This is a genomic window from Sphingobium sp. HDIP04 (genome assembly GCF_000445085.1).
Lineage (GTDB): Bacteria > Pseudomonadota > Alphaproteobacteria > Sphingomonadales > Sphingomonadaceae > Sphingobium > Sphingobium indicum.
The window spans coordinates 12,442-36,036 of sequence record NZ_ATDO01000115.1 but is presented as its reverse complement, the minus strand read 5'-3'; the positions used below and the strand labels follow the sequence as shown (position 1 = coordinate 36,036).

Sequence of the window (23,595 nt, the reverse complement as noted above, 5' to 3'; positions counted from 1 at the left end):
CCCTCACACCGACAGATGACCGGGGATGCGCAGATGCCTACGGCCCACCTCGACAAAAAGCGGATCGCGTTTGGCAGCCCATACCGCGAGGAAATGTCCGACCGCCCAGATGGCGATGCCAACCAGCCAGAGGCGAAGGCCGAGGCCGACGGCGCCGGCCAGCGTGCCGTTGACGATGGCAATCGAACGCGGTGCGCTGCCGAGCAGGATATGCTCGGTCAGCGCCCGATGAACCGGGATGGAGAAGCCCGGCACCGCATCGAGCTGTTCAAACCCGACCGCCATCAGATGAGCGCCCCGCCGCCGAACGAGAAGAACGACAGGAAGAAGCTCGATGCGGCGAAGGCGATGGACAGGCCGAAGACGATCTGGATCAGGCGGCGGAAGCCGCCGGAGGTATCGCCGAAGGCCAGCGCCAGGCCGGTGGCGATAATGACGATCACGGCGATGATTTTGGCGACAGGACCCTCGATCGACTGGAGGATCGACTGAAGCGGTGCCTCCCAGGGCATGGAGGAGCCGGAGGCGTGTGCGGCAGGCGCCAGCATCAGACTGATGGAAACAGTGGCAGCGGCGGTTGCCATGATGCGGCAGCCGCGTGAAATCGTACGGATCATGAAGGGTTTCCTTTCGGGGTGGTTGCCAAAGTAATGGGATGCGTGATGGCGTAGTCACCGTCCGGACCCAGCCCATCGACGCGGGCGAGTTCGACCAGGCGGCGGGACGATCCACGTCCGGCAAGAACGGCGACAAGGTCGATGGTTTCGGCGATCAGGGCGCGCGGGACGGTGATGACGGCTTCCTGGATGAGCTGTTCGAGGCGTCGCAGCGCGCCAATGCCGGAACCGGCATGGATGGTGCCGATTCCGCCCGGATGGCCGGTGCCCCATGCCTTGAGCAGATCGAGGGCTTCGGAGCCGCGCACCTCGCCGACCGGTATGCGGTCAGGACGCAGGCGCAGCGACGAACGCACCAGGTCGGAGAGCGTGGCCACGCCATCCTTGGTGCGCATCGCGACCAGATTCGGCGCGGCACATTGCAGTTCGCGCGTGTCTTCAATGATCACGACGCGATCCGAAGTCTTGGCGACTTCTGCCAGCAGCGCGTTGGTCAGCGTGGTTTTTCCGGTCGAGGTGCCGCCCGCGACAAGGATATTGGCGCGCGTGGCGACGTTCAGGCGCAACACCTCGGCCTGAGCGCTGGTCATAATCCCGGCGCTTACATAGTCGTCGAGCGTAAACACCGCGGCGGCGGGCTTGCGGATGGCAAAGGTCGGCGCCGTGACAACAGGTGGCAGCAATCCTTCGAAGCGCTCTCCGGTCTCAGGCAGTTCCGCTGATACACGCGGACTTCGGGTATGAACTTCGACGCCAACATGATGGGCGACCAACCGGACGATCCGCTCGCCATCAGCCGCAGACAGCCTCTCTCCCGTATCGGCCAGACCTTCGGAGAGCCGATCCACCCAGATGCGGCCATCGGGATTCAGCATCACCTCGACCACAGCCGGATCTTCCAGAAACCGGGCAATCGATGCCCCGAGTGCGGTGCGCAGCATCCGCGCACCCCGCGCAATCGTCTCGGGTTTCTGATGTGATGTGGTCATGGCGGCCCCGTTCATGGCGGGACGCGCAAAAGACGGACCCCGGATTGGGGTCGATTAAAAGAACCTGATTTAGGGCCGTTTCAACAGATGTTTATGCGCGTGCGGGCATCGGCGGCTGACGGCGGCAAATCGGATGGATGGAACTTTCAGGGCTGGTTTCCATCGGCTTCAGCCTGGCGTTGCGCCGAATGATCGTGGGGCGTATCCACGTCCCGTGATAGTTCTTTCAGGAACCTGTCGCCAGTTGCAAGACGCTTGCCCAGCGTCTGCATGAAGCCTTCGAAGCGCTCGTTGCCCTTGATGCGTGCCGACTGTTTCGCGCTGTCTGACAGCGGCGGCGTCATGGTGAGCCAGAATTGTACGAACAGCGAAAGCGTCTCGCCGAGGATGGCGACATCTTCGTCCAGCATGTCGAACTGGCGGCCAAGCTTGTCCAGGCGTCGCGACATTGCGGCTTCCAGCCGTTCGGTCGTGTCACCGGACAGGAAGGATGCGACCGCCGCCTCGATCACTGCGGATTTGGAAACATTACGGCGCAGCGCAAGGGCTTCGACCTTCTTCAGCAGATCCGAGGAGAAGTAGACATTCATGCGGGTGCGGCTCGTCATGCCTGTCTTCCTTCTCAAAGCTCGATGCCGTCATTTGGGTCAAGTGATGCTTGCCGCGCGACCATGCGCATCCGCTCACGCATGGCGCGGGCCTTGGCGGCATCGACGTCGGGCTCATCATCGAGAAAGTCGAACTCCTGCGATGGTGGCGGTGGTGGCGGGATGATTTCCTCATGCTCGGGAAGCTCCGGCTCACGACGGATACCGGCATTGGCAGGATCGTCGTCGGACCTGTTCGACGCGGGTCCGTGGCCAGCCGTGGGCGTAACAACACGGCTCGTCCAGTTGTCTGGTGCAGATGTTTCCATCTTCACCGACTGCTTGCGTAGATCGGGCGGCGGCAGCACCCGTTCCTGAAGCCGCGCATCGGCATAGTAGCGCGCCTTGGCGGCGCGGATGGGCGGCACACCCGCTACCATGACGATCTCGTCGGTTGGCGGAAGCTGCATGATTTCGCCGGGCGTCAGGAGCGGCCGCGCTGTTTCCTGCCGCGAAACCATGAGATGCCCGAGCCAGGGCGCGAGGCGATGACCGGCATAGTTGGTGGAATCGCGCATTTCTGTCGCCGTGCCGAGCGCGTCGCTGATCCGCTTGGCGGTGCGTTCATCGTTGGCAGCAAAGGCGACACGCACATGGCAGTTGTCGAGAATGGCGTTGTTCTGCCCATAGGCGCGCTCGATCTGGTTGAGCGATTGCGCGATCAGGAAGGCTTTGAGGCCGTAGCCGGCCATGAAGGCCAATGCCGATTCAAAGAAGTCCAACCGCCCGAGCGCGGGAAACTCGTCCAGCATCAACAGCAGGCGATGGCGCTTGCCGGAGGTTTCCAGCTCCTCGGTCAGCCGCCGCCCGATCTGATTGAGGATGAGGCGGATCAGCGGTTTTGTGCGATTGATGTCCGAGGGCGGTACGACGAGGTAGAGGCTGACGGGTTCTTTTGCTCCGACCAGATCAGCAATGCGCCAGTCGCAGCGGGCCGTCACGCGGGCCACGACCGGATCGCGGTAGAGGCCGAGAAAGGACATCGCCGTGGACAGCACGCCGGAGCGTTCGTTCTCGGACTTGTTCAGCAGTTCGCGTGCCGATGAGGCAATGACGGCATGCACACCGGCTTCGCCCAGATGCGACGTGTCCATCATGGCGCGCAAGGTTGCCTCGACTGGACGGCGGGGATCGGACAGAAAACTCGCGACGCCGGCCAGCGTCTTGTCCTTCTCGGCATAGAGAACATGCAGGATGGCGCCGACCAGTAGCGAATGGCTGGTCTTTTCCCAATGGTTACGCTTGTCGAGGCTGCCTTCGGGATCGACCAGAATGTCCGCGATGTTCTGGACATCGCGGACTTCCCATTCCCCCTGACGGACTTCCAGCAGCGGGTTGTAAGCTGCGGAATGCACATTGGTCGGATCGAACCGTAGGACGCGGCCGTGATGGGACCGGAAGCCTGCCGTCAGATTCCAGTTCTCACCCTTGATGTCATGCACGATGCAACTTCCCGGCCAGGTCAGCAGCGTCGGCACAACGAGGCCGACGCCTTTGCCTGATCGGGTGGGCGCGAAACAAAGGACATGCTCGGGGCCGTCGTGTCGGAGATAGTCCTTGCTGTGCCTTCCCAGGACCACGCCATCGGGACCGAGCAATCCGGCAGCATGGATTTCCTTGTCCTCGGCCCATCGCGCCGAACCATAGGTGGCGACGTTACGCGCCTCGCGCGCCCGGATGATGGACATGAAGAAGGCGGCGGCGATAGCGAACAACGCCCCGGACGTGGCGATGAACGCGCCTTCGGTGAAAATACCAGGCGCATAGGCGTCGAAGGAAAACCACCACCAGAAGAAGGCCGGAGGATAATAGATCGGCCATCCCGCGACATCGAACCATGGAGTCCCGAGCTGGGGCTGAAAGCCAAGGCGAAAGGCCACCCATTGTGTCGAAGTCCAGACCATCACCAGGACAATGGTGAACACGACAATGATCTGGCCCCAGAGTATTCGGCCTCCACGCATATAGGCTCCAATCGGCAAGAGAGACGGAGCCGATCAGAGAATAGACGTTTTCGAAAGCGGCAACAGGAAAAGCAGGGGTGCCGCGTTGCCGGATACTATCGGCGGCACATCGGACAGGCCCTTTCAGATGCCGATGTCGACAGAACAATTTGCGAGGTGCCAGATCGGCAAAGGCTCAAATCCCGAGCCCTCGTGTTCGCCCCATTTGCCACGATACCGATCCACCCTGCACGATGCCCGCAACCTCGCGGCCGAGCTGGCGGTCGATCACTGGCCGCCATGGGACAAGAGTGAACTCGTGGCTCTTTTCGATAATGGCGAACTTGCCGCTCGAGAGCTGCACGGTTCCGCTAAACTTGCCGCTGACAGTCTCGCCATCGGCAGCCGCCCGGAACGGCAAGCCTTTGCTGCTGGCCATTTCTGCACCGATGCGCGCCACCTCCCGTTCCCGAAGGTTGGTGAGCAGGCTGCGCCGATAGAGGATGCGCCCATTCTGCTGCCGCGTCGCGTCGCCCTGTGCGATATGATGCTCACGGCGCTGGTCCATCGCCTCTCGCACCTGTTGCCCGAACCCTGCCGGCGTAATATCCGAGGCGTCCGACGTAACCAGTCGCCGGTCGAGCCAGGTCGCACCATCGGCGCCGATCTGCTTTTCCAGGTCGAAGGTCGAGACGACACGAATGCTGGCCTGCCGGTTGCGACCGGCATCATAGGCGGTGGCGCGGCTCTCGAAGTCTTCGGGGATGCGCCACTGGTCGGCGTCGATCCGCTCGGCAATCCCGGCCCGGCGTAGCGACTCCAATCGCCGGACATGGGCATCGACATAACCCTCGTAATCCCCGCCCGGCACACGCCCCTCGAACTTCGCCTGTTCGAGGTGGCGGCTCGGGCGATAAATGCCATTCTCCGAGATCGCAGCGATGGTGCGATCGGATGGGCGCGGTGCCGTATCGGCGGGACCGACCTCGATGATGCTGCCAATCCGGGCGTCTTCGACGCGGGCCGGATCGATGCCGGGAAGATGGTGCGTGCGCCCGTCGATCCCGTCGACCACGAGGGTCAGGTTCTCACCCATCTCATCGGTGAGATATTTGTCGACGACGCGACCGGTGATGGGTGCCGCGGGAGCCGCATCGTGAAGCTGGAAGGTCATCGGATCGCGTTCCTGCCCATCGGCCTTCAGCGCCTTGTGCATGTTGCGGATGATGTCGCCGCGCTCACCCAGTTCACGCAACGCCGGTTCCATCTTCGCACCAAGCTCCCAGACGCCGGGTGCATGTTCCGTGGCCAGCCCCATCTTTTCCAGTTTGGCGAGACGGCGCAGGCGAAGCGTGCGGTTGAACTGGCGGCGTGCATCTGACGGTTCATGGCGCAGATCGAGGAACCGTTCGTCGGCCTCCTCGGTCATGGCGCGGTCGATGCGCGTGAAGCGGTCCTGATCGACTTCGGCAGACAGCTTGCGGCTCTGTTCGATCTCGGTCACGGGGCCGAGTTCCAGCGTGGTCAGTTCGCTCGCCCGCTCACGAATACCATTAGCGAGATAGTCGCCATTGATGACCAGGTTTTCGCCCAGATCGTCCTTGCCCCGAACGATGACATGGACATGGGGATGGCCGGTATTGTGGTGATTGACCGCCACCCAGTCGAGTTTCGTGCCAAGGTCGACCTCGATGCGGCTCATCAGATCGCGGGTGTGTTCGGTGAGGTCGGAAAGATCAGCGGCATCTTCGGGCGAAACGATAAAGCGGAACTGGTGGCGATCATCCTTGCCGCGATCAAGAAAGGCATCTCCATCAGCGCGATCGTCGGTCGCCGAATAGAGCTGGCCACGTTCGCCATCGCGCGAGGTGCCGTCGCGCTGGATGTAGCGCAGATGGGCAGCCCCTTTGCCATTCTTCCCCGCGCTCTGGACGTACCGGGTTTTGACGACGACGCGGCGCGCACCGGCCGCACTGTGCCGCCACCCGCCCGACAGGGTTCGGGCGCGGACAAAGGCCGCGCCACGGCCACGCTTGACGCCCGGACCTTTGCCAGCCCGCGATACCTTCCCACTCTTTCCGGCCGAACCAGATGAAGGCGACGAGGACGTCCGTGATGCGAATGATGATGATCTGCCGGGGCTGTTGCTATGCTGACGCGCCAGCTTCTTTGCCTGCGTCAGAAAGCTCTTCGCCTTGCCCGCCTTCGGCTCGTTCGACCTGATGCGGCCAGGCTTCGGGCGAAAGCGGTTCTCGTCGTCGCCACTCATCGACGCATCCGAAGCCGTGACGGCGGAAAATCGGCCGGTATTCGGTTAGAGTGCCGGTCAAAACCCAGCAAAGCCAAGGCTTTGCGCCATATCGCGGCACGCGAGGCCCAAAAGCAGGGTGCCGTGCGCCGTGCCCCAAAACAGTGTGCAGACAAGGGCTTGCCCAGAAACAGGCCCGACAGGGTGCCGGTTTCCTTTATCTTGCCCTCCGCCTTTCCTTCCCTTTTTGCCCTTCCTGCCGGGAATGCTGCCAGGCGCCCCCACGCCTGACTGCACACCGGAAGCGGACCGAAAGCGCGTGAAAACGCCATGCTCATGGCTTGTCGCCATCGCTCGCAAGGGCCACGAATATGCCGCCGTCCTGCGGCTCCTGAACGGCGGGATCGCGCAGAGAAACGGTTGCGTGGATGTCGCCCGACGGCTGATTTGCCGCCGCTGAAATGCTGCCGGATTGCGCAACGAAGAGCGGGGCTTCGCGCCAATCCGGTGGTGGTGGCGGCACGATTGTCGGCACATCGGGCGCAGTCGCATGCCCAAGAAGCGGCGCGAGCGTGGCGACATAGGCGCGCGTTTCTGCGGGCAAAACGCGGCCCGTCGCCAGATGCTCGTCATAGCGACCGGGACCGGCATTGTAGGCGGCAAGCATGGCCGCAACATTGCCGTAGCGGTTCCACATCTCGCGCAGATACGCCGTGCCTGCGAGGATGTTATCGCGCGGATCGTAAGGGGCGCGCCCGAGACCATGGCGGCGGCGCAGGCCCGCCCAGGTATCGGGCATGACCTGCATCAGTCCCATCGCGCCCGCCGATGAAATGGCGCGCACATCGCCCGCACTCTCCACACGCAGCACGGCCCGAATCCAGTGCTCTGGAATGCCGAAGCGCTGTGACGCCTCGGCAATGAAAGCAGCATGGGGATGCGCGGTAACAGGCGCGGGTTGCGGCGTGACCTGCGCAATCGCTGGCGTCAATCCGCTGCCAGCCGACAGAAGGGCTGTGAAGAGAAGAAGAGCGCGGGATCGCATGATCTCAGTCCCGATCTTCGCGGGGCCGCGGGCGGCTCCATTGCAGCGACCATGACGAGCCTGCATCGTCGTCGCGGAACAGATTGGCGCGGATCGGCTGCGGCAAGGCGGGATCATCGAGCAGCACCGAGAGATACTCACCAGCCTTTTCGCCGGTGCGTTTCCATGCAGCGCCGACCTCGGGGCCGTCATCAGCTCCGTGATGGACACGGTAGTCCGGCGCGTTTTCGGCGTCCGAATGCTCGGCTGGCATGATGGTAAGCTCACGGTAAAGGGTGAGCGTGTGAACGCGCCCGGAAAAGCCCGTTTCATCGCGCGTGAACAATCCGATCTGTGGCATGAATAATCTCCTGTCGTTGAGGTTTGGTGTGGGTTCAATGCGTGGCCGCCCGCCATTCGTAGCGGCCATCACCTTCCCCATCGGTCCACAGCGGAAGCGCCCGGCCGATGACGGAACTGGCGGGAACAGGTCCGAAGTAACGGCCGTCGAGGCTGTCCCGGATGTCCCAATTCATGAGGAAGAGTTCACCGTCGCCGATGATGCGGCAGCCCTGCCAGACCGGCAGATCGCGGCCCATGCGGTCGCGCTCCAACGCGTCCCCCATCTCGACGTTATCGACGGTAATGGTCATGCCGCTGCGGCAGACGCGCTGTCCCGGCAGGCCGAGGACACGCTTCAGCAACGGCACGCCGCGTCCAATATAGCCGCGATCGACCATGAACCGCTCCAGCGGCTCAGACGGCATGATGGCGACCAGTTCGGGAACTTCGAGCGCATCGGCGGGAGCAACCGTGTAGAAGCCGATGGGCGCGCTGGCAGTCGCATTCCAGATCAGGCGGGTTGGCAGATCGGCAACCGCCGTGGCGACAAGCGTGCCGACGGCCAGCATGGACACGGCGAGGATATGACGGCGGCTCATGGCGCAATCCTCCGGCGGCTGACCCATGCAGCATGGCGCTCCGGGGTGTAGGGGTTAGGTTCCTGACCGGCACTCAAACGGTTGTGGACGTGTCTCCAATGGTCCGGCGCAACATCGGCCGGATCGACGCCAAGCGCGTCCACTGCGTCGATCAGGGCCAACACCCGCTGGACCTTTGGCCAGCCGTCGATACGCAGCAAGATCTCGCCGCCAGGACGAACGAAGGGTACAGTCTGGAACGGTTCACCACGCCCGACAGCGCGCAGGATGTCGAGCCGCGACACGATGGTACCGTAGTCGTTGGAGGCCCAGCGGACGAAGGCGAAGATGCTTTCGGGTGCAAAACCGATCAGACTGCGGCGGCGGTCTATGATCTGCTCAAAGCTCTTGCGGCCGAAGCGTATCCATCGCTCGACCTTCTTTTTCTGGAAGGTCAGTTCGACCAATGTGGTAAAAGGTGCGGGCCCGTCCGCCTGCGGATGTTCATGCGCAGCGCGCACGGTTTTGCCGGTCATGGCTGATCTCCTTCGATGGGTGGAAACTCACGGACCAGCAGCTCGCGCAGCATCACGGCGACGGTGACGCCACGCCGGAAAGCGGCAACCTTAATGCGCCCGCGCAGTTCGGGCGTGATGTCGATGGTCAAGCGCGCGGTGAACGCCTCCGTAGCCGTCTTGCGGGTTGCCGGCGCATCGGCGGCTCGGACCCAGCCGTCGGGATTGCCCGGACGCGATGCGAAGCCGGATTTGACAGGCGGACGTGTCATGGCACGCCCCTCCCGATACCGAGGCCATCGATCTCGGCCACCAGCGCTGTGACTTCCTGTGCCGCCCGTTCAACGCCATCGGTCTCCGAGACCAGCCGTCCGGTCTGTGCGGCTTCGGCGAACGCGACACGCTGGCCGATCGTCGTGGCCAGCAAGGGCGGATCATGGTCCGCCAGTGTCTCGGCCGTTTCGCGGGCGATGACGGTGCGCGCAGCGCATCGGTTCAGCAGAAAACGGGCGGACAGCTCCGGGCGATAGATGCGTGCTTCATTCAGAAGCGCCAGCATTTCGGCTGATGCCCAGCCGTCAAAGGGGGATGGCTGCACCGGGATCAGCACCAGATCGGCTGCAAGCAGCGCAGAGCGCATCAGGCCGGCGACACGGGGCGGACCATCGATGACGACATGATCGGCGTCACGCGCCAGCTCCGGCGCTTCCCGGTGCAGCGTATCGCGGGCCAGGCCGATGACACTGAACAGCCTTGGCAGCCCTTCATGGCTACGCCGCTGCGACCAGTCGAGTGCGGAGCCTTGCGGGTCGGCATCGATCAGGATGACGCGCTTGCCTTCCGCGGCCCAGGCTCCGGCGAGATGCAGCGCCAGCGTCGTCTTGCCCACGCCGCCTTTCTGATTGAGGAGCGCAACAATCATCGCCGTCCTCCCGGTTTGCCGAGAGGAAGTTCAGGCGTGCTTGTTGACGCGGGCGATCCTTGCTTTGGGGGTGTCAGCTTGCCTTTATGGGCACCCGATCTGAGGGCCGCACCAGCCTTCGCGATGAGCTTTTCCACATCGCGCCGCCGCTCTTCAAAGTTAGATTCTGTGTTAGACTCTAAGTTAAGGGCGCGATTTTCGCTTTTGTTACCGAAGGATAGGAGGTGTTTGGGTTCCCGATAGCACGAGCCTCCGGTTCCTGATGGCACGATAGTCCGGGTTCCCGATAGCACGAGACTATCCACAGGTTTTCCACAGGCCGGGACAGGCTCGAAAGCGAGCAGCATCCGGCCGCCGGTTTCGACCTCGGCGAACAGGGTGTAGCCGGGCAGTGGCTGGCGGCGGATAATGTCGCGCAGCTCGAAGGCGAAGCGCTTGAACGGCGACAGACTGCCCGATTTCTGGTGCAGGTGACGGAAGTCGAACCGCCAACCGTTTTTCTGCCGCCCACCATGCTTGCGCACCAGGCGATAGAGCCAGCGATCCAGCCCGCCGGTCAGATTGAAATAAGCCCGGTCGATGGTGAGGATCAGGGCGTCATCCAGAACCGCACTGTAGAACCAGTCGGGCACGATCATCTCGATGCCGTCCGGGCGGCCATTGGCATCGGTCCGCTCATGCCATTCGTTGATCCACGAAAAGCGATGGCGTCGTCCGTTGGCGCGCTGGCGGATCGAGGTCGCAACCGTAGTCGATTGCAGCCGGTCCAGCGCCGCCTTCAGGCGCTGATAATCCCTCAGGGAGGTTCCGCGCCCTGTGAATGTCAGGATTTCATAAGGCGTTGCCGCCATCAGGCGCGACGTGCGCAGACCGGCGTCCCGCGCTTCCACGATCTGGCTGGCCGCCCAGATCAGTATATCGGCGTCCCAGATCGTCGCCATACCGTGATCGGGAACAGCTTCGACACGGATCGAGACGTTGCCCAAGGCAAAGTCAATCGGGCGGATACGGTGCGATTTGGAAAGGGAAAAGAAAGGATAGGCCATGAGATCCTGCGCGTCTCGTGGCGCGAGTTCACCGGGAAGCGCCCGAAACAGATCGAGTTGCCCGCGTTCCGAGGCGGACGGGTGCTGCGCTACCATCAAGGGCTGACCGCCGTGTTCAGCGCGCAATGCGCTTGGGCGAGGTGAACGCGGTCGGCGGCAGAGGTTTCGCTGGGAGAACCTGTCCGCGTGGGTCCGACGTGGAGGTAACCGATCCGCGCGCAACCCAGGCTGCGAGATCCTCGACCGAATAGACAACGCGGCCGCCGAGCTTGTGATAGGCAGGTCCCGTTCCGTAGGTTCTGTGCTTTTCCAGCGTTCGCGCGGACAGACTGAGGAAATCGGCGGCTTCCTTGGTGCGCAGGTAGCGTGGCGGCAAGGCGGCGAGATCAGGTCGCATGGGGTGGCCTCCGTGGTTGTGCAGGATGCCGCTGACGATCAACGGCATGACATGCGCACGGTGGCGAAGGCGCGGCGGCATGGGGGATGAGGAAGATCGAAGGGGTAAAATCCTCACCCTCGATCAGGCGTCAGTGTCAGGGTTTGCGACGATGGCGCAAAAGGTCCTGATAACCGCCGTCGATCAGCGCGGCGGCAGATCGGACAAGGGCGATGACAGAGGCGCGCAAAGCCGATGTCTTCCACGGCTCAGCGCGAACGCGCGCCTCTCCGTAGATGGCGATGGCAATCTCACGATAGGTCGCGTGGTTGGCGTTTCCGTCGGCGGCTTGCATCATCAGGCGGAACCGCCGGCGCTGATACGGCGTCATCCTGGGGTCGCGGCGCGCGGGTTTCCCGGCCAGCATGTGCCAGAGCCTGAGAATGGCTTCGAGCCGATCCGGCAGATTTTCGTCAAGTGGCAGAATGATCGCCGGCTGCGAATTGGCATCGGTGTCGGCGAGGATCAGATATTGAACGCCGTTTCTGGCACCGCAGACACCATATGTCCCCTCTGGTCCGCAGATGGCATCAGCAAGATCTACCGATAAGGCGGACGGAGAAGGCGGAAGAAAATCGGGCGCTGCCCCGAGCATCAGCATGTCCGGATTGGCAACAGGCGACCAGATGACCGGTTGGTCGAGCGCGGAAAAGCCGGGGTCTGCCGGGAAATCGCAACCCCCAGCGATGTTGGACGTGATCCGCAAGGGGAAGATGCCCGGCGCCTTGCGCTACAAGGTCGTCGAAACTGGCCTGATAGGAGGCGTTACGGCGCAGGCATTCCCAGGCGACGCCCTCAACGGGCAGCGCATCGTAGAATTCATACTGGTCCTGGTCTCGCCAGCGGGATGTATCCGGCTTCATTGCTCCGCTCCTGGTTGAAACTGCACAGGTGGAGCGTGAAAGAATTGCGGCGCCTCTACCGAGATGGAAGCCAGAACAAAGACATGGGGTGATGCTCTGAAGGCATCACTGGTGCGACGGCGGCGAGGTCAGGTCCGATCTGTCGGATGACGCAGCAGCTGACGATAGCCGCTCTGTGTCATCCAGCGCGCCCGTCCCAGATGGCTGTCATGGACCTGCCGGGCGCGTTCAGGTTCCCGAACAGGATCAATTCCGAACAGCACATTGACGGCTTCGGCCCATTCCGCCCCATCATCGGCGGCATCGAGCAGCCGCATATAGAGCTTGATATGCGCGCGGTCATATTCGGTCAGCTCGTCGCTAACAGGTGCAATATCGTCGAAGGGGGGAAGCGGAGATGTCATGTCGCGGGTCGCGACAGAGCACAGGCCGCCGCAGCGGATCGATGATGCCGCCCGCGCCCGTCAGGCGTCATGGATCTGTCGGTGTCTCTTCTCGTCTTGGCCATGTACCAGCAACACTCCTTGCCCGCGATCCGTGGACAGGAGAACAATCCCTGCTGCTTCAAGCGCCCGGCGCACCTGATCCCGCGTTGTCTCATACACCTCGAGCCGGTTCTCGGACTCGAGGCGCTTCAGGGCAGTCAGCGATATTCGGGCCTTGTCAGCGAGCGTCTCCTGCGTCCAACCCAGCAACGCGCGTGCGGCCCGCGACTGTCGAGCGGTGATCATGCATGATCACCTCCCATCGCGACCGGCGCGCATTCCAGAACTACGGCTATTTTAGTCGCCTTCGCCCGATACGCCATACGAAATCGTCGAATCTGGCCAGGGCGTTATCTGCACGGCTGAGCATGCAGCCCGACTGATTCGCCTGTATGCCGCAAATGCAGCACTTGTGCTGGCCGTAGTGCCGACCAGCGCAAGATGATCCCCAAACGCTCCATGGGAAATAATCGTGATATGTTTGGAGATCATTTTCTTTGCATTCTACACTGGATATGATACCTATCCAGATCAATTCAGCAGGAATGATCCGTAAAGGCGTCACATGAAGGCGGAAAAAGAAACACTGGGGCTGATCGGCGACCATTTTCGCCGCGCGCGTCTTGCAGCGGGGCTGACCCAGGAGCAAGTGGCCGATCTTGCCGGCATTTCGCGCCCGCGCTACCGCGACATCGAGACGGGAGCAGCGGCTGCGCGCACCACGACATTGATCAACATTGCCAGGGCGCTTGGGCTGGAAATGATGCTGGTTCCGCAGGCGATGGTGCCCGCCATCGAAGCGCTTTTGCGCCCCGATGCCGAGGACGATCATCCGGCCTTCAGCCCGCAACCGGAGAGCGACGATGACAGCCGCCCGTACCGCTGAGACCATTACCTCGCTGGACGTGTTCCTGAACAGTGCGAAGGTTGGCACGATCGTCAGGACGCCGGGTGATTTCAACGCCTTCAGCCTTGATCCGGCCTATCGCGCGACCGGCGGCATCCCGGTTCTGAGCCTGTCCCTGCGCGCGGCATCAGGGGGCCTGCGCAAGGATCCGCGACCTGTCGCAGGCAGCCTGCCGCCCTTCTTTGCCAACCTGCTACCCGAAGACCGGCTGCGCGAGGCGATGGAAAAGCACCATGCGGGCAATGTGCGGCCGGGGAATGATTTCGATCTCCTGGCAGCTCTAGGCGCGGATCTGCCGGGTGCCGTTCGGGTGCTGCCCAGTGACGGTCAACCGGGCATCGGGGCGGCCCCATCCCAAGGGCGGCCAAAAGCCCGCTTCTCGCTGGCGGGCGTGCAGATGAAGCTCTCGGTGATGAAGAACACCGGCAAGGGCGGGGGGCTGACCTTGCCGCTCGGGGATGACGAGGGCCAGTATATTGCAAAATTCCCCTCGACCGCCTTTCCGGGCGTGTCGGAAAACGAGTTCGCGAACCTCGCGCTTGCCGAAGCAATCGGCATGGACGTGCCCGAGCGGGAACTGGTCAGCCGGGACCAGTTCGAGGGCATCCCAGAAGAGTTTGAAACACTTGCCGAGGGGCTGGTCCTGCTCGTGCGGCGTTTTGATCGCGGGGCAGACGGGCAGCGCATCCATATCGAGGATTTCGCGCAGGTTTTCGGCCTGTACCCGGCGCGCAAATATGATGGCGCCGCCTCCCACGACATCGCCTCTGTGCTGAATGTTGCGATCTCGCCGTTCGCCGCGCTGGAGTTTGTCCGGCGGCTGACCTTCTCGGTGGTCATGGGCAATGGCGACATGCACCTCAAGAACTGGTCGCTGATCTATCCGGGCGACGGCGACACGCCCGCTCTTGCACCGATCTACGACATGCTTTCGACCGTGCCCTATATTCCGGCAGATGGGCTGGCGCTGTCTCTGGGCGGCGAGCGAGCCTTCAAGGGCCTGGTTCCGGCCCGCTGGAAGACGTTTGCCAATCGGGCAAGGCTTCCCGAGCCAGCCGTGCTCAAGGCCGTTGTCGAGACGGTGCGGCGGATCGATGCGAAATGGTGGACACTGCCGGAACGCGAGGCGGTCCCCCCGCTCGTGCTGGAACGGATCGACGCCCATGTGAAAACCATGATCCCGATCCTGACCGGCTGAGCAGTTCCAGCCCGGACAGGTCACCGGGCCTGGCGGCTTTCCCGCGGGCACGGGAAAGGCCCCGACCTTGCGGTCGGAGCCTTTGTTCCGCGCCTCAGTCGCCGCGGCGACCGTTGGGGCGGGACCAGATGAGGGAGAAGGTTTCGCCGTCTTCTTCGTCGAAGAGGTTGGCGTAGATCGGAGCGTTGAAGCTTGGATCGTCCAGCTTGAGGCCCAGATAGTCGCGGCCCTCGTTGGAGCGCTTGGACCAGGCGGCACCGATTTCGGCGCGGCCGACCAGAACGCGGTGGCTGGGGGCGTTCTCGCCGGTGGCGCGCAGGTCGGGGATGATGCGCACGCCCTTGGCCTGGACGCTGAGGGTGACGATTTCGCCGGTGAATTCGTTCGAGCCGGTCTTCTTGAAGGTGCCGATGGTTGCCATTTTAAGTCTCCGATTTCCGTTTCCGAGCCCGCACCATTGCGGCCTCTATGGCGATCGACCGGCCGGAGACGAACGCTGGCGCACCCCAAAAGGGGCTGGACAGCACAGGAGAAACTTTCTTGTTCCGCGCGGAATGTCGGCTTTGCCGGCAGGGGAAGAAAGTTGTGACGACGCTGTTGCGCTAGAGCGGTCGAAGCGCATCGCGCTGGTTTTCGGCCAGATCAGGCCATTGAAGAGGCCGTTTGGAGCGGTTGAGACACGGGGGTTGAACGGGGACGGTGGCAACCTCGAGGCTCCATCAAGATGACCAGACCGGGGCACCGGCTTGTCTGGTCCCCCGCGTCTCAGGCCATGCGCATCTCTCTTCCGGCCTGTTCCACCGGCGTCGCCCCAACCGGGTTCTGGTCAGCCCTCGAATGCTGGCACTGACCGTCCTGCGCTCCTATGGGCCGTGCCTGTGCCTCACGCTGATCAGAGGTTTACACGCCATCTACCGGCCCGCCTCCTGACGAAGACGGCAGATGATCCGTATCCGCTTCTGGTCCTGCCTCTACGGGTCACTCCAGTTCAGGTGCGTGCAAGGTTCCCGTCCGCAGGGCCGGTTGCCGCCATCCCTGCAACGCGCAGGAAAGCTGTCACGCCCACCGCGACCGCACCGACCACCGAGAAGATGATCTGCCAAGTCTCGGACGGCATCATGTGTTTGACGATCCCGAACGTAGCGTAAAACCCGGCCATGCCCGCCGGGGCGACGAAGGCCAAAGCGATCAGCAGCCGTGCCCAGATCGGACGAACCAGCATGAGCAGGCCCTGACCGACCGCCAGTGTCAGACCCGCAGCGATAAGACCGATGAGGATGCCGCCGAGCCAGCCAGCCCCGATGCCATAGGCCCAGGTGCCTGCGTTGAGGCCGATGAAGAACGGCAGGGCGAATACGGCGAGATTGAACAGCAGCCAGCACATGGTGCCGATAGCTGCGATGGAAACGAGGATTCCGAGAATGATCATGGTGGTGTCTCCGTGCAAAAGGTTGGACGGTTGCGCCTTCCACCACCACCACGGCGCAGCTTCTGCATACCAGCGTTCCTCTCACCGGGCGAGATGAGATCGCTTGTAAGGGCAGGCATTTGTGAAAACTCGCCGCCTGAACAAGAAAGCTGATACGTCTGGTAGCCCAGTATCGGCTCTACCTCTACGGTGCCTATATTGTTGGGGGTGAAGGCTGCGGGGTGAAGTCTATGGCGGAGATTGATTGGTCAGATCGAGCATTTTACGACGATGGCGAATGGATAACTTGGTCAGACATTGATGAGCAGCTTCGTCACAAGGAGTGGGGAGCGAAGTATCCAAACGCTATCCGATCAATGATCCCGTATTTTGAGGACCTGATCTCACTCGCTGAGAGCTACCATCTCGAGACTGGCCTGCATTTGTCCGTGTATGGCGACATCGGTGAATTGTTCGGGGCCATCACCTACGGCATTAAGTTGAACAAGACCTACGCGCAGGGTTCGGACGGCAGGCTCGAAAACGATCATGTCGAAATCAAAACCATCACACCTTTCAAGACCAAGGACGTAGTGATGGTGGATACATCGAGGCATTTCAACAAGTTGCTCGTGGTCAAAATAAATGCGGAGTTCCAGGTCTCCGGGCGAATGGTCAGCCGCAAGCAATTGCCAAAGCGCTCAGGCCGTTATCTCCGGATTCGCTGGGAGGACCTGGCGCTCTTGCAGTAGTGCGCAATGGCGTTATGCCGAACCGGCAGCGCTCACGCGCTGCCGGTCCCGAAGCGATAGACCGGGATGCCCATCTTCCGAGCCTTATCGGCTAGGTTGTCCTGAATGCCAGTGCCGGGGAAAATGATGACCCCGATCGGCATCGTGGAGAGCATCTGGTCGTTGCGCTTGAACGGTGCTGCCTTGGCATGTTTCGCCCAGTCGGGTTTGAAGGCGACCTGTGCGACCTTGCGGTTATTGGCCCAGGTTGCCGCGATGCGTTCCGCGCCCTTGGGCGATCCGCCGTGCATCAGCACCATGTCCGGGTGCTTGACATGGACCTGATCGAGCTTGGCCCAGATCGTCCGGTGATCAGTCGTGTCTCCGCCCGAGAAGGCGATCTTTGGCCCGGCGGGCAACAGCACCTCGTTGTCGGCCCGGCGTTTTGTGGCGATGAAGTCGCGGCTGTCGATCATGGCCGAGGTCATCTGGCGATGGTTGACTCGTGAGCCGGAGCGTTGCGACCAGGGCGTGCCGGTGGTGCGCAGATAGATGTCGGCGGCGGTATCGCGGAAGGTTTCCATGCTGTCGCGGCGCTCGATCAGGCTTTGGCCCGCGCCGATCAGGGTTTCGAGCTGGACGGATTTGACCTCGCTGCCGTCCTGTTCGCGCTGAAGGCGCTTCTGTGCCTGCTCGTTATCGTCGAGTTTGGTCTCGATCCGCTCGACAGCGCGGTGGAAGGTGTTGACGGTGGACCAGAGGATCTCGTCGAGGTCGAAATCGAGGCTGGTGTCGGCCATGGTGGAAATCAGGGCGTCGAAGATGTCGGAGACTGCGCCCTGGATGACGTGATCTTCGGGTGTGATCCGGGGATCGGCCTCGTCTTCCGAGGGGCGGTAGCCGTAGAGTTCGAGTTCTTCGATGGCGTGGCCGGTCGGGGACGTGCTGTGATCGGGTTCGAAATCGTCGTGCGCGTACATGGGATGCTTCCGTCAGTTGGACCGCGACCGTCGCGGCCTTCATGGCGACGAAAGCCCACGGGCGCTCAGGTCTGGCAGTGCGAGCCTCTGGCGAGGGCCTTGATGGCAAAGCCCGGCTGATTTGTTTCGCGCTGTAAAGGCGGGCTTGCCCGCCGACGGAAATCAGTCGGGCGCCGCCATTGCCTGACCGGAGCGTTTGTGGGCCGATCGCCCTCTCAGAAGGCCAAGGCGCGGTCCTCTACTGATGACAGGATGCAGCCTATGCGCATGACAGGATCGGAACGGCCCGATCATGGCCCCGTACCGGCTATGCACTTGAAGCCATGAAGCGCCTGACGTCCTCGGGAGCGATTTGCACCCTGATCTCTGCCCGAACGGCATCCAGCCCGTGAGTTGTGAGATCTTCGTTGAAGTCCCCCATCATGGGTGAGAGCGTGATGGTCTCGATCCCGGCCTCGTGCGCCCGGTCCACCAGGCTATCGCGGGCGCTGTCACCTGCCGGATCGTTGTCGCGGACGATATAGAGCCTGCGCAGGTGCGGCGGGAACAGGATGGCCGCGAGGTGTCCGGCCGAGAGTGCGGAAACCATCGGCATGGTAGGCAGAGCCAGACGCAGTGAGAGGATGGTTTCGATACCTTCCCCCGCTGCCATGACATCCTGCGCATCCCCAAAACGAACGGCATGTCCGAGCAGGTCGCCCATTGCCTTCCTCGGCGGATCGACGGGCGCCTTGCCGGAACCGTCCGGGGCCAGCCATGTGCGGTGTGCGCCGGTGATCCGGCCATCGAGGTCGGTGACGGCGGCGATCATGGCGGGCCATGTTTCGGTCGTGCCATCATCCTCGGGCCGCCAGTAGCAGTTGGGATGGAAGCGCAGATTTGCGGTTTGGCGTAAATCCGTAATGCGGCGTCCGCGTAAATACGCTTCTGCGGTACTGCCGATCAGCGGCTGTGTCATGCGCCAGAGGCGGCGTGCTGCCTCGGATGATCCCGATGGTGCTGGCGTTCGGGACTGGCGGGATGGCGGCTGCGGTTCAGGATGCGGCAGGCTGAGGAAGCGCCGGGCTTCTTCGGCAACGTCTGCGAAGTCGATCAGACCGAGCGAGTCCCGGATCACGTCGAGCAGATCGCCATATTCCCCCGTGGCTGAGTCCTGCCATTTACCGGCAATGCCTTTCACGCTGTCATGCAGCCTGACGAACATGGAACGGCCAGCCGTGTTTCGGACATCGCCCACCTGCCAGTAATTGCCCTGTTTGCGACCATTCGACAGATAGTGGCGGCACACCGCCTCGGCCTGTCGGCCGAGACGCTGCGCCAGTACGGAAGCGTTGAGACGCGCCATTATGCGGCCTCCCGCTCACCGATGCGCTCAACCGGGAAGCGGTCAAGCAGTTTGCCGGTGATCTCCGGTCCCGTTACATCGACGGGCACGAAGAAGCGCAGCTTCCACGAGATGATCTCGCTGAAGAGGCCATAGGCCCGCAGCCGGTCGCGCATCGCGTCAGTAAAGCCGGTCAGTTCGATCCGGTTGGCGCCCATGACCCGGACGCGGCGCAGTTGCAGCCCCTCGGCGAGATCAAGGATCGTGCGACCTTCGATCAGCGCGGCATAGGCGGCATCCGGCGTCAGGCTGCTGGTGACGCCACTGGTCGAGGCATTGGCAGCCCATGCCGGCGATACCCGGCGACCGATGATGCGTTCGCCCTCGTCGGTCTGGAGCCGATAGACGCGGGAGGATTCCTGCGGAAGGCGTTTCCAGATCGGCAGCAGGAGCCCCGTCACCATATGCAGGATGCTGTCGGTGAACTCGGGCACCTCGGCCAGTTCCGCCTTCCAGGCCACGGTGAAGGCGGCACGGTCGGCCTCGATCCAGTGGGTTTCGCCCATCGCCCGCACCGGAATGCTCATCGCCTCCATCGGCCGGATCAGCCGCACGCGCCGTTCGATCTCGCCATCATCCAGCATGACGCTGGTGGTCGGGATCTGCACGGCGGCACGACCGGATCGCTCGTTGATGAGCAACCTCGCACGTGGGTCGTCCAATTCCGCCAGGGCGGCATCGAGCGTCACCGGCTGATTGCGTTTGCGCTCGGTGAGCGTGAGGAGCCGGGTTTCCGCGCCAGTCCCCGGATGGGTGTGGATCACCTGCCGGTCTGTGACGATGAAGCTTTCGGCCTTCAGCGTTTCCAGCCCCATGTCATAGGTCCCGGATGCAATCGCCCCATCGATCCGCGCCTGCAGAAGCTGTTCGAAGGCCGAGAACAGGATACCCTGCAATTCGATGGTCAGCGCCAGCAAGCGGTTGAGGAAGGTGGTGATCGGCGGCAATTCGTCCTTCACACCATTGCTGTCCATCAGCTTCAGGCCGGTGGCGGATTCAAACCGTCCGAGCGAGCAGCCCTCGACCTTGCCGCGCACGATCAGCAGATAGAGCTGGCGCAACGCATCGCGGGCATAGGCGGATTCCAGATTATCCTCGGGACGGAACAGCCCCTGGCCGCCGGTCTGGCGCTGGCCGCGTGTGATCGCACCCAGCGTGTCGAGGCGACGGGCGATAGTCGAAAGGAAGCGCTTCTCGGCTTTGACATCCGTGGCGATGGGTCGGAACAGCGGCGGCTGCGCCTGATTGGTCCGGTTGGTGCGGCCCAGGCCCTGAATGGCGGCATCGGCCTTCCAGCCCGGCTCCAGCAGGTAATGCACGCGCAGCCGCTGGTTTTTCGCCGAGAGTTCGGCGTGATAGCTGCGTCCCGTGCCACCGGCATCAGAGAAGACCAGAACGCGCTTCTGGTCATCCATGAAGGCCGAAGTCTCGGCAAGGTTGGCAGAAGGAGCTCGGTTCTCGACCGCAAGGCGTGCCGATGCCCCGTCGCCCTTGCGCACGATGCGGCGCGAACGGCCGGTGACTTCCGCCACTATATCCGTGCCGAAACGCTGGACGATCTGGTCGAGCGCTCCGGGGACAGGCGGAAGCGAACCAAGCTGCTCCAGCATCTCGTCGCGCCGGGCTACGGCTTCGCGGCACTCCACCGGTTGACCATCGCGGAAGACGGGGCGTGACGAGAGATTGCCCTCGCCATCGGTGAAGGGTTCATAGAGCTGCACCGGGAAGGAATGCTGCAAATACGAGCCGACATACTCCCTGGGAGTGACATCGACGGAAATATCGTTCCATTCCTCGGTCGGGATCTCGGAAAGCCGCCGTTCCATCAGGGCTTCGCCGGTCGAGACGATCTGGATGACGGCCGCATGGCCCGCTTCCAGATCGGCCTCGATGGAGCGGATCAGGGTCGGGGTTTTCATGGAGGTCAGCAGATGGCCGAAGAAGCGCTGCTTGGTGCTCTCGAAGGCCGAACGGGCGGCGGATTTCGCTTGGCGATTCAGCGTGCCGTCGGAACCAGTGATATTGGCGGCCTCCATAGCGGCATCGAGATTGTTGTGGATGACCGCGAAGGCCCCGGCATAGGCATCATAGATCCGGCGCTGTTCTTCGGTCAGCTGGTGCTCGATCAGCTCGTATTCGACGCCATCATAGGAGAGCGACCGGGCGGTATAGAGACCGAGAGATCGCAAATCGCGGGCCAGCACTTCCATGGCCGCAACGCCACCGGCTTCGATCGCCTCGACGAACTCGGCGCGGGTCTGGAACGGAAAATCCTCGCCGCCCCAGAGGCCGAGGCGCTGTGCATAGGCAAGATTGTGAACTGTGGTAGCGCCGGTTGCAGAGACATAGACCACGCGAGCGTCGGGCAGCGCGTGCTGGAGCCGCAGGCCCGCACGTCCCTGCTGCGAAGCGGCGACATCGCCGCGTTCGCCTTTTCCGCCACCGGCATTCTGCATGGAATGGCTCTCGTCGAAGATAATGGCTCCATCGAAATCGGACCCCAACCATTCGACGATCTGCTTGACGCGGGAAACCTTCTCGCCCCGGTCGTCGGAGCGTAGCGTGGCATAGGTGGTGAAAAGGATGCCTTCCGACAGCGTGATCGGCTTGCCCTGCGGGAAGCGTGACAGAGGCGTGACAAGCAGCCGTTCCATGCCGAGCGCCGACCAGTCGCGCTGCGCGTCCTCGATCAGCTTGTCGGATTTGGAGATCCAGATCGCCTTGCGCCGACCGCGAAGCCAGTTGTCGAGAATGATGGCAGCGGACTGGCGGCCCTTGCCAGCGCCGGTTCCGTCACCGAGCATGAAGCCCCGGCGAAAGCGGATCGATCCGGCAGCATCTTCGGGTGCGGCGCTCACATTGTCGAAATGCTCGTCCACGGTCCATGCGCCGGCGAGGTGATCGGCATGGGCTTCACCGGCATAGATCACCGTCTCAAGCTGGGCGTCCGACAGACGCGTGCAGATGTCGGCGGGCAGCATGGGCCGGTAGGAAGGCTTGGGCGGTGCGACCGAGGCCATGGCGGCGGATTGCACCAGTTTGGTCGGATGCGGCTGTCCGCCAGCAATGCGCAGCGATTGCAGTGCATATTCCTCATAGATCGCGTCGGACAGGCGAGCGCCTTCCGGTGGCGTCCAGTCCACGGTCTCATAGGCGAGTTCGACGCCCTCGGGATCGTTGGCCGGAGCAGCGGCAGGCCGCGCAGCTGCCGAGCGGGCCAGATAGCCTCGCACGGTTTTCGGCGCGGTGGCCGAAGCGGAAACCACGATCTTCGGCAATGACACTGGCAGGCGCGGCGGAACCTGCGCCTCGATCCAGCCGATCAGCGTGGCGACATCGGGCGCGATCCCTGGCGATACCGGAAAAATGCCCGGATCGTCGGCGGGCAGTTTGTCGATAACGGTCAGCCGCGTGTCGATCGTGGTGCCGTGCTTTGCGTAGACCGCGCCATCGACGGCAGCGCTGAACACCAAGCGACCACGGGCCTGCAAGCGAATGAAAGCGTCCCGCCATGCCGGAGCTTCGGGGCCAAAGCCAGCGCCGGTAATCGTTACCAGCCGACCGCCCGGTGCAAGACGGGCCAGCGCCGAGGCAACATGGCGGTAGGCCGCATCGGCGACACGCCCGCTGACATTGGACATAACCGAGAATGGCGGGTTCATCAGCACCACCGACGGGACGGCATCCGGGGCCAGATGATCGTCGATCTGGGCGGCGTCGAACCGGGTGACGGCAAAGGCCGGAAAGAGCTGAGTAAGAATATCGGCGCGGGTATCTGCGAGTTCATTGAGGATCAGCGAGCCGCCGATGGTCTGCGCCAGGATCGCCAGAAGGCCGGTGCCAGCGGACGGTTCCAGCACCCTGTCATCAGGTGTGATCGCGGCGGCTGTCAGAGCGGCAAGGCCGAGGGGGATCGGCGTCGAAAATTGCTGGAAGTTCTGGCTTTCCTCGGAACGCCGGGTCTGCGTGGGCAATAGTCCCGCAATCTTTGCCAGCACGGAAATCCGTGCAGCCGGAGACGCAGCCTTACGAAAAAGCGCCTTTCCGTATTTGCGTAAGAAAAGGACCGTGGCGACTTCACACGCCTCATAGGCCAGCTTCCAGTCCCAGGCGCCAGTGGCGTCGGATGCGCCGAAGGCCGTTTCCATCGCGCCGCGCAAGGTGGCGGCATCGACGCGCTGACCGCGTTCGAGATGAGGGAGCAGAAGACTGGCCGCAGCCAGTATCGCGGGCGCAGCCGCCAGCGGCGCGACCGGATCAGTCACGGGGAAAACCATGTTCATGTCGGGAACCTCAGGAGAGCAGGAAGGACAAGCCCGGACAGCGCTCTCT

At 62.9% G+C, this 23,595-nt stretch carries 26 protein-coding genes; 3 read left to right on the top strand and 23 right to left on the bottom strand.

Translation table 11 applies throughout. The features are described 5' to 3' along the window. Positions 1-3: 3 nt before the first annotated feature. The 18 genes from L286_RS41320 to L286_RS41255 form a co-directional block, all read right to left on the bottom strand. Positions 4-285, bottom strand: a complete 282-nt coding sequence (locus tag L286_RS41320; protein WP_020818567.1) for a VirB3 family type IV secretion system protein — start codon at positions 283-285, stop codon at positions 4-6. Continuing rightward, positions 285-584, bottom strand: coding sequence for a TrbC/VirB2 family protein (locus L286_RS41315; protein WP_229825726.1), 300 nt, complete (start codon positions 582-584; stop codon positions 285-287). The genes L286_RS41320 and L286_RS41315 overlap by 1 nt, the downstream gene beginning before the upstream one ends. A gap of 29 nt (positions 585-613) precedes the next feature. Next, positions 614-1,606, bottom strand: coding sequence for a P-type conjugative transfer ATPase TrbB (gene trbB / locus L286_RS41310; protein WP_020818566.1), 993 nt, complete (start codon positions 1,604-1,606; stop codon positions 614-616). Between the two features lie 146 nt (positions 1,607-1,752). After that, entirely contained in the window at positions 1,753-2,214 is a 462-nt protein-coding gene (locus tag L286_RS41305; protein WP_020818565.1) for a CopG family transcriptional regulator, read from the bottom strand. Positions 2,215-2,228: 14 nt separating this feature from the next. After that, complete coding sequence (locus L286_RS41300; RefSeq protein WP_020818564.1) at positions 2,229-4,217, bottom strand: conjugal transfer protein TraG; 1,989 nt, start codon at positions 4,215-4,217, stop codon at positions 2,229-2,231. Positions 4,218-4,392: 175 nt separating this feature from the next. Next, positions 4,393-5,625, bottom strand: coding sequence for a DUF3363 domain-containing protein (locus tag L286_RS49395; RefSeq protein ID WP_443215028.1), 1,233 nt, complete (start codon positions 5,623-5,625; stop codon positions 4,393-4,395). Positions 5,626-6,778: 1,153 nt separating this feature from the next. Continuing rightward, positions 6,779-7,489, bottom strand: coding sequence for a lytic transglycosylase domain-containing protein (locus L286_RS0124940; protein WP_020818562.1), 711 nt, complete (start codon positions 7,487-7,489; stop codon positions 6,779-6,781). A 4-nt stretch (positions 7,490-7,493) separates the two neighbouring features. Further along, entirely contained in the window at positions 7,494-7,829 is a 336-nt protein-coding gene (locus L286_RS41295; RefSeq protein ID WP_020818561.1) for a DUF736 domain-containing protein, read from the bottom strand. A 34-nt stretch (positions 7,830-7,863) separates the two neighbouring features. Then, positions 7,864-8,436, bottom strand: a complete 573-nt coding sequence (locus L286_RS41290; RefSeq protein ID WP_020818560.1) for a S26 family signal peptidase — start codon at positions 8,434-8,436, stop codon at positions 7,864-7,866. After that, on the bottom strand, positions 8,406-8,924 hold the full coding sequence (locus L286_RS41285) for a DUF2840 domain-containing protein (protein WP_020818559.1): 519 nt from the start codon (positions 8,922-8,924) through the stop codon (positions 8,406-8,408). Before L286_RS41285 ends, L286_RS41290 begins: the two co-directional genes overlap by 31 nt. Further along, complete coding sequence (locus L286_RS41280) at positions 8,921-9,175, bottom strand: hypothetical protein (protein ID WP_020818558.1); 255 nt, start codon at positions 9,173-9,175, stop codon at positions 8,921-8,923. Before L286_RS41280 ends, L286_RS41285 begins: the two co-directional genes overlap by 4 nt. Continuing rightward, on the bottom strand, positions 9,172-9,825 hold the full coding sequence (gene parA, locus L286_RS41275) for a ParA family partition ATPase (RefSeq protein WP_020818557.1): 654 nt from the start codon (positions 9,823-9,825) through the stop codon (positions 9,172-9,174). Before parA ends, L286_RS41280 begins: the two co-directional genes overlap by 4 nt. After that, on the bottom strand, positions 9,822-10,871 hold the full coding sequence (locus tag L286_RS41270) for a replication initiator protein A (RefSeq protein ID WP_020818556.1): 1,050 nt from the start codon (positions 10,869-10,871) through the stop codon (positions 9,822-9,824). The genes parA and L286_RS41270 overlap by 4 nt, the downstream gene beginning before the upstream one ends. Before the next feature lie 115 nt (positions 10,872-10,986). Next, entirely contained in the window at positions 10,987-11,268 is a 282-nt protein-coding gene (locus L286_RS0124935) for a helix-turn-helix transcriptional regulator (protein ID WP_025161150.1), read from the bottom strand. Positions 11,269-11,404: 136 nt separating this feature from the next. Then, a complete protein-coding gene (locus tag L286_RS41265; RefSeq protein WP_412177503.1) occupies positions 11,405-11,902 on the bottom strand; it encodes a DUF2285 domain-containing protein in 498 nt (165 codons plus the stop codon). Next, on the bottom strand, positions 11,838-12,170 hold the full coding sequence (locus L286_RS49855) for a transcriptional regulator domain-containing protein (RefSeq protein ID WP_412177502.1): 333 nt from the start codon (positions 12,168-12,170) through the stop codon (positions 11,838-11,840). Before L286_RS49855 ends, L286_RS41265 begins: the two co-directional genes overlap by 65 nt. A 128-nt stretch (positions 12,171-12,298) precedes the next feature. After that, positions 12,299-12,574, bottom strand: a complete 276-nt coding sequence (locus L286_RS41260) for a DNA -binding domain-containing protein (protein ID WP_020818552.1) — start codon at positions 12,572-12,574, stop codon at positions 12,299-12,301. A gap of 60 nt (positions 12,575-12,634) precedes the next feature. After that, positions 12,635-12,901 (bottom strand): helix-turn-helix domain-containing protein, encoded by a 267-nt coding sequence (locus L286_RS41255; RefSeq protein ID WP_020818551.1) that lies wholly within the window; start codon positions 12,899-12,901, stop codon positions 12,635-12,637. Positions 12,902-13,220: 319 nt separating this feature from the next. On the opposite strand from L286_RS41255, the gene L286_RS41250 reads away from it, so the two are divergent. Both L286_RS41250 and L286_RS41245 read left to right on the top strand, forming a co-directional pair. Further along, the gene (locus L286_RS41250) at positions 13,221-13,541 is read left to right on the top strand and encodes a helix-turn-helix domain-containing protein (RefSeq protein ID WP_020818550.1); all 321 of its coding nucleotides are present in this window, start codon (positions 13,221-13,223) and stop codon (positions 13,539-13,541) included. Then, positions 13,519-14,760: a type II toxin-antitoxin system HipA family toxin gene (locus tag L286_RS41245; RefSeq protein ID WP_020818549.1), complete on the top strand. Its 1,242-nt coding sequence runs from the start codon at positions 13,519-13,521 to the stop codon at positions 14,758-14,760. The genes L286_RS41250 and L286_RS41245 overlap by 23 nt, the downstream gene beginning before the upstream one ends. 94 nt (positions 14,761-14,854) lie before the next feature. On the opposite strand, the gene L286_RS41240 is transcribed toward L286_RS41245, so the two are convergent. After that, on the bottom strand, positions 14,855-15,181 hold the full coding sequence (locus L286_RS41240) for a DUF736 domain-containing protein (protein WP_009450558.1): 327 nt from the start codon (positions 15,179-15,181) through the stop codon (positions 14,855-14,857). A 567-nt stretch (positions 15,182-15,748) separates the two neighbouring features. Beyond that, positions 15,749-16,189, bottom strand: coding sequence for a hypothetical protein (locus tag L286_RS41235; protein WP_020818548.1), 441 nt, complete (start codon positions 16,187-16,189; stop codon positions 15,749-15,751). Between the two features lie 230 nt (positions 16,190-16,419). Here L286_RS41235 and L286_RS41230 point away from each other — a divergent pair, with 230 nt between their 5' ends. After that, on the top strand, positions 16,420-16,920 hold the full coding sequence (locus L286_RS41230) for a hypothetical protein (RefSeq protein WP_021223859.1): 501 nt from the start codon (positions 16,420-16,422) through the stop codon (positions 16,918-16,920). A gap of 32 nt (positions 16,921-16,952) precedes the next feature. Here the strand turns inward: L286_RS41230 and L286_RS41225 are convergent, their stop codons facing one another. From L286_RS41225 to L286_RS41215, 3 genes are all read right to left on the bottom strand, one after another. Beyond that, positions 16,953-17,879, bottom strand: a complete 927-nt coding sequence (locus L286_RS41225; protein ID WP_020818546.1) for a DUF2493 domain-containing protein — start codon at positions 17,877-17,879, stop codon at positions 16,953-16,955. A gap of 307 nt (positions 17,880-18,186) precedes the next feature. Next, on the bottom strand, positions 18,187-19,224 hold the full coding sequence (locus L286_RS41220; RefSeq protein ID WP_020818545.1) for a DUF7146 domain-containing protein: 1,038 nt from the start codon (positions 19,222-19,224) through the stop codon (positions 18,187-18,189). After that, positions 19,224-23,546: a strawberry notch-like NTP hydrolase domain-containing protein gene (locus L286_RS41215; protein ID WP_021223858.1), complete on the bottom strand. Its 4,323-nt coding sequence runs from the start codon at positions 23,544-23,546 to the stop codon at positions 19,224-19,226. The genes L286_RS41220 and L286_RS41215 overlap by 1 nt, the downstream gene beginning before the upstream one ends. Positions 23,547-23,595 lie beyond the last annotated feature (49 nt).

Excerpts from the sequence above, each read along its gene's own strand:
- L286_RS49395 (WP_443215028.1), bottom strand. The coding sequence starts at position 5,625 with ATGACCGAGGAGGCCGACGAACGGTTCCTCGATCTGCGCCATGAACCG.
- L286_RS41250 (WP_020818550.1), top strand. The coding sequence starts at position 13,221 with ATGAAGGCGGAAAAAGAAACACTGGGGCTGATCGGCGACCATTTTCGC.
- L286_RS41270 (WP_020818556.1), bottom strand. The coding sequence starts at position 10,871 with ATGGCCTATCCTTTCTTTTCCCTTTCCAAATCGCACCGTATCCGCCCG.
- L286_RS41220 (WP_020818545.1), bottom strand. The coding sequence starts at position 19,224 with ATGGCGCGTCTCAACGCTTCCGTACTGGCGCAGCGTCTCGGCCGACAG.
- L286_RS41235 (WP_020818548.1), bottom strand. The coding sequence starts at position 16,189 with ATGATCATTCTCGGAATCCTCGTTTCCATCGCAGCTATCGGCACCATG.
- L286_RS41305 (WP_020818565.1), bottom strand. The coding sequence starts at position 2,214 with ATGACGAGCCGCACCCGCATGAATGTCTACTTCTCCTCGGATCTGCTG.
- L286_RS41280 (WP_020818558.1), bottom strand. The coding sequence starts at position 9,175 with ATGACACGTCCGCCTGTCAAATCCGGCTTCGCATCGCGTCCGGGCAAT.
- L286_RS49855 (WP_412177502.1), bottom strand. The coding sequence starts at position 12,170 with ATGAAGCCGGATACATCCCGCTGGCGAGACCAGGACCAGTATGAATTC.
- L286_RS41315 (WP_229825726.1), bottom strand. The coding sequence starts at position 584 with ATGGCAACCGCCGCTGCCACTGTTTCCATCAGTCTGATGCTGGCGCCT.
- parA (WP_020818557.1), bottom strand. The coding sequence starts at position 9,825 with ATGATTGTTGCGCTCCTCAATCAGAAAGGCGGCGTGGGCAAGACGACG.
- L286_RS41230 (WP_021223859.1), top strand. The coding sequence starts at position 16,420 with ATGGCGGAGATTGATTGGTCAGATCGAGCATTTTACGACGATGGCGAA.
- L286_RS41320 (WP_020818567.1), bottom strand. The coding sequence starts at position 285 with ATGGCGGTCGGGTTTGAACAGCTCGATGCGGTGCCGGGCTTCTCCATC.
- L286_RS0124935 (WP_025161150.1), bottom strand. The coding sequence starts at position 11,268 with ATGCGACCTGATCTCGCCGCCTTGCCGCCACGCTACCTGCGCACCAAG.
- L286_RS41260 (WP_020818552.1), bottom strand. The coding sequence starts at position 12,574 with ATGACATCTCCGCTTCCCCCCTTCGACGATATTGCACCTGTTAGCGAC.
- L286_RS41255 (WP_020818551.1), bottom strand. The coding sequence starts at position 12,901 with ATGATCACCGCTCGACAGTCGCGGGCCGCACGCGCGTTGCTGGGTTGG.
- L286_RS41245 (WP_020818549.1), top strand. The coding sequence starts at position 13,519 with ATGACAGCCGCCCGTACCGCTGAGACCATTACCTCGCTGGACGTGTTC.
- L286_RS41265 (WP_412177503.1), bottom strand. The coding sequence starts at position 11,902 with ATGCTCGGGGCAGCGCCCGATTTTCTTCCGCCTTCTCCGTCCGCCTTA.
- L286_RS41300 (WP_020818564.1), bottom strand. The coding sequence starts at position 4,217 with ATGCGTGGAGGCCGAATACTCTGGGGCCAGATCATTGTCGTGTTCACC.
- L286_RS41285 (WP_020818559.1), bottom strand. The coding sequence starts at position 8,924 with ATGACCGGCAAAACCGTGCGCGCTGCGCATGAACATCCGCAGGCGGAC.
- L286_RS41295 (WP_020818561.1), bottom strand. The coding sequence starts at position 7,829 with ATGCCACAGATCGGATTGTTCACGCGCGATGAAACGGGCTTTTCCGGG.
- L286_RS41290 (WP_020818560.1), bottom strand. The coding sequence starts at position 8,436 with ATGGGTCAGCCGCCGGAGGATTGCGCCATGAGCCGCCGTCATATCCTC.
- trbB (WP_020818566.1), bottom strand. The coding sequence starts at position 1,606 with ATGACCACATCACATCAGAAACCCGAGACGATTGCGCGGGGTGCGCGG.
- L286_RS41215 (WP_021223858.1), bottom strand. The coding sequence starts at position 23,546 with ATGAACATGGTTTTCCCCGTGACTGATCCGGTCGCGCCGCTGGCGGCT.
- L286_RS0124940 (WP_020818562.1), bottom strand. The coding sequence starts at position 7,489 with ATGCGATCCCGCGCTCTTCTTCTCTTCACAGCCCTTCTGTCGGCTGGC.
- L286_RS41240 (WP_009450558.1), bottom strand. The coding sequence starts at position 15,181 with ATGGCAACCATCGGCACCTTCAAGAAGACCGGCTCGAACGAATTCACC.
- L286_RS41225 (WP_020818546.1), bottom strand. The coding sequence starts at position 17,879 with ATGTACGCGCACGACGATTTCGAACCCGATCACAGCACGTCCCCGACC.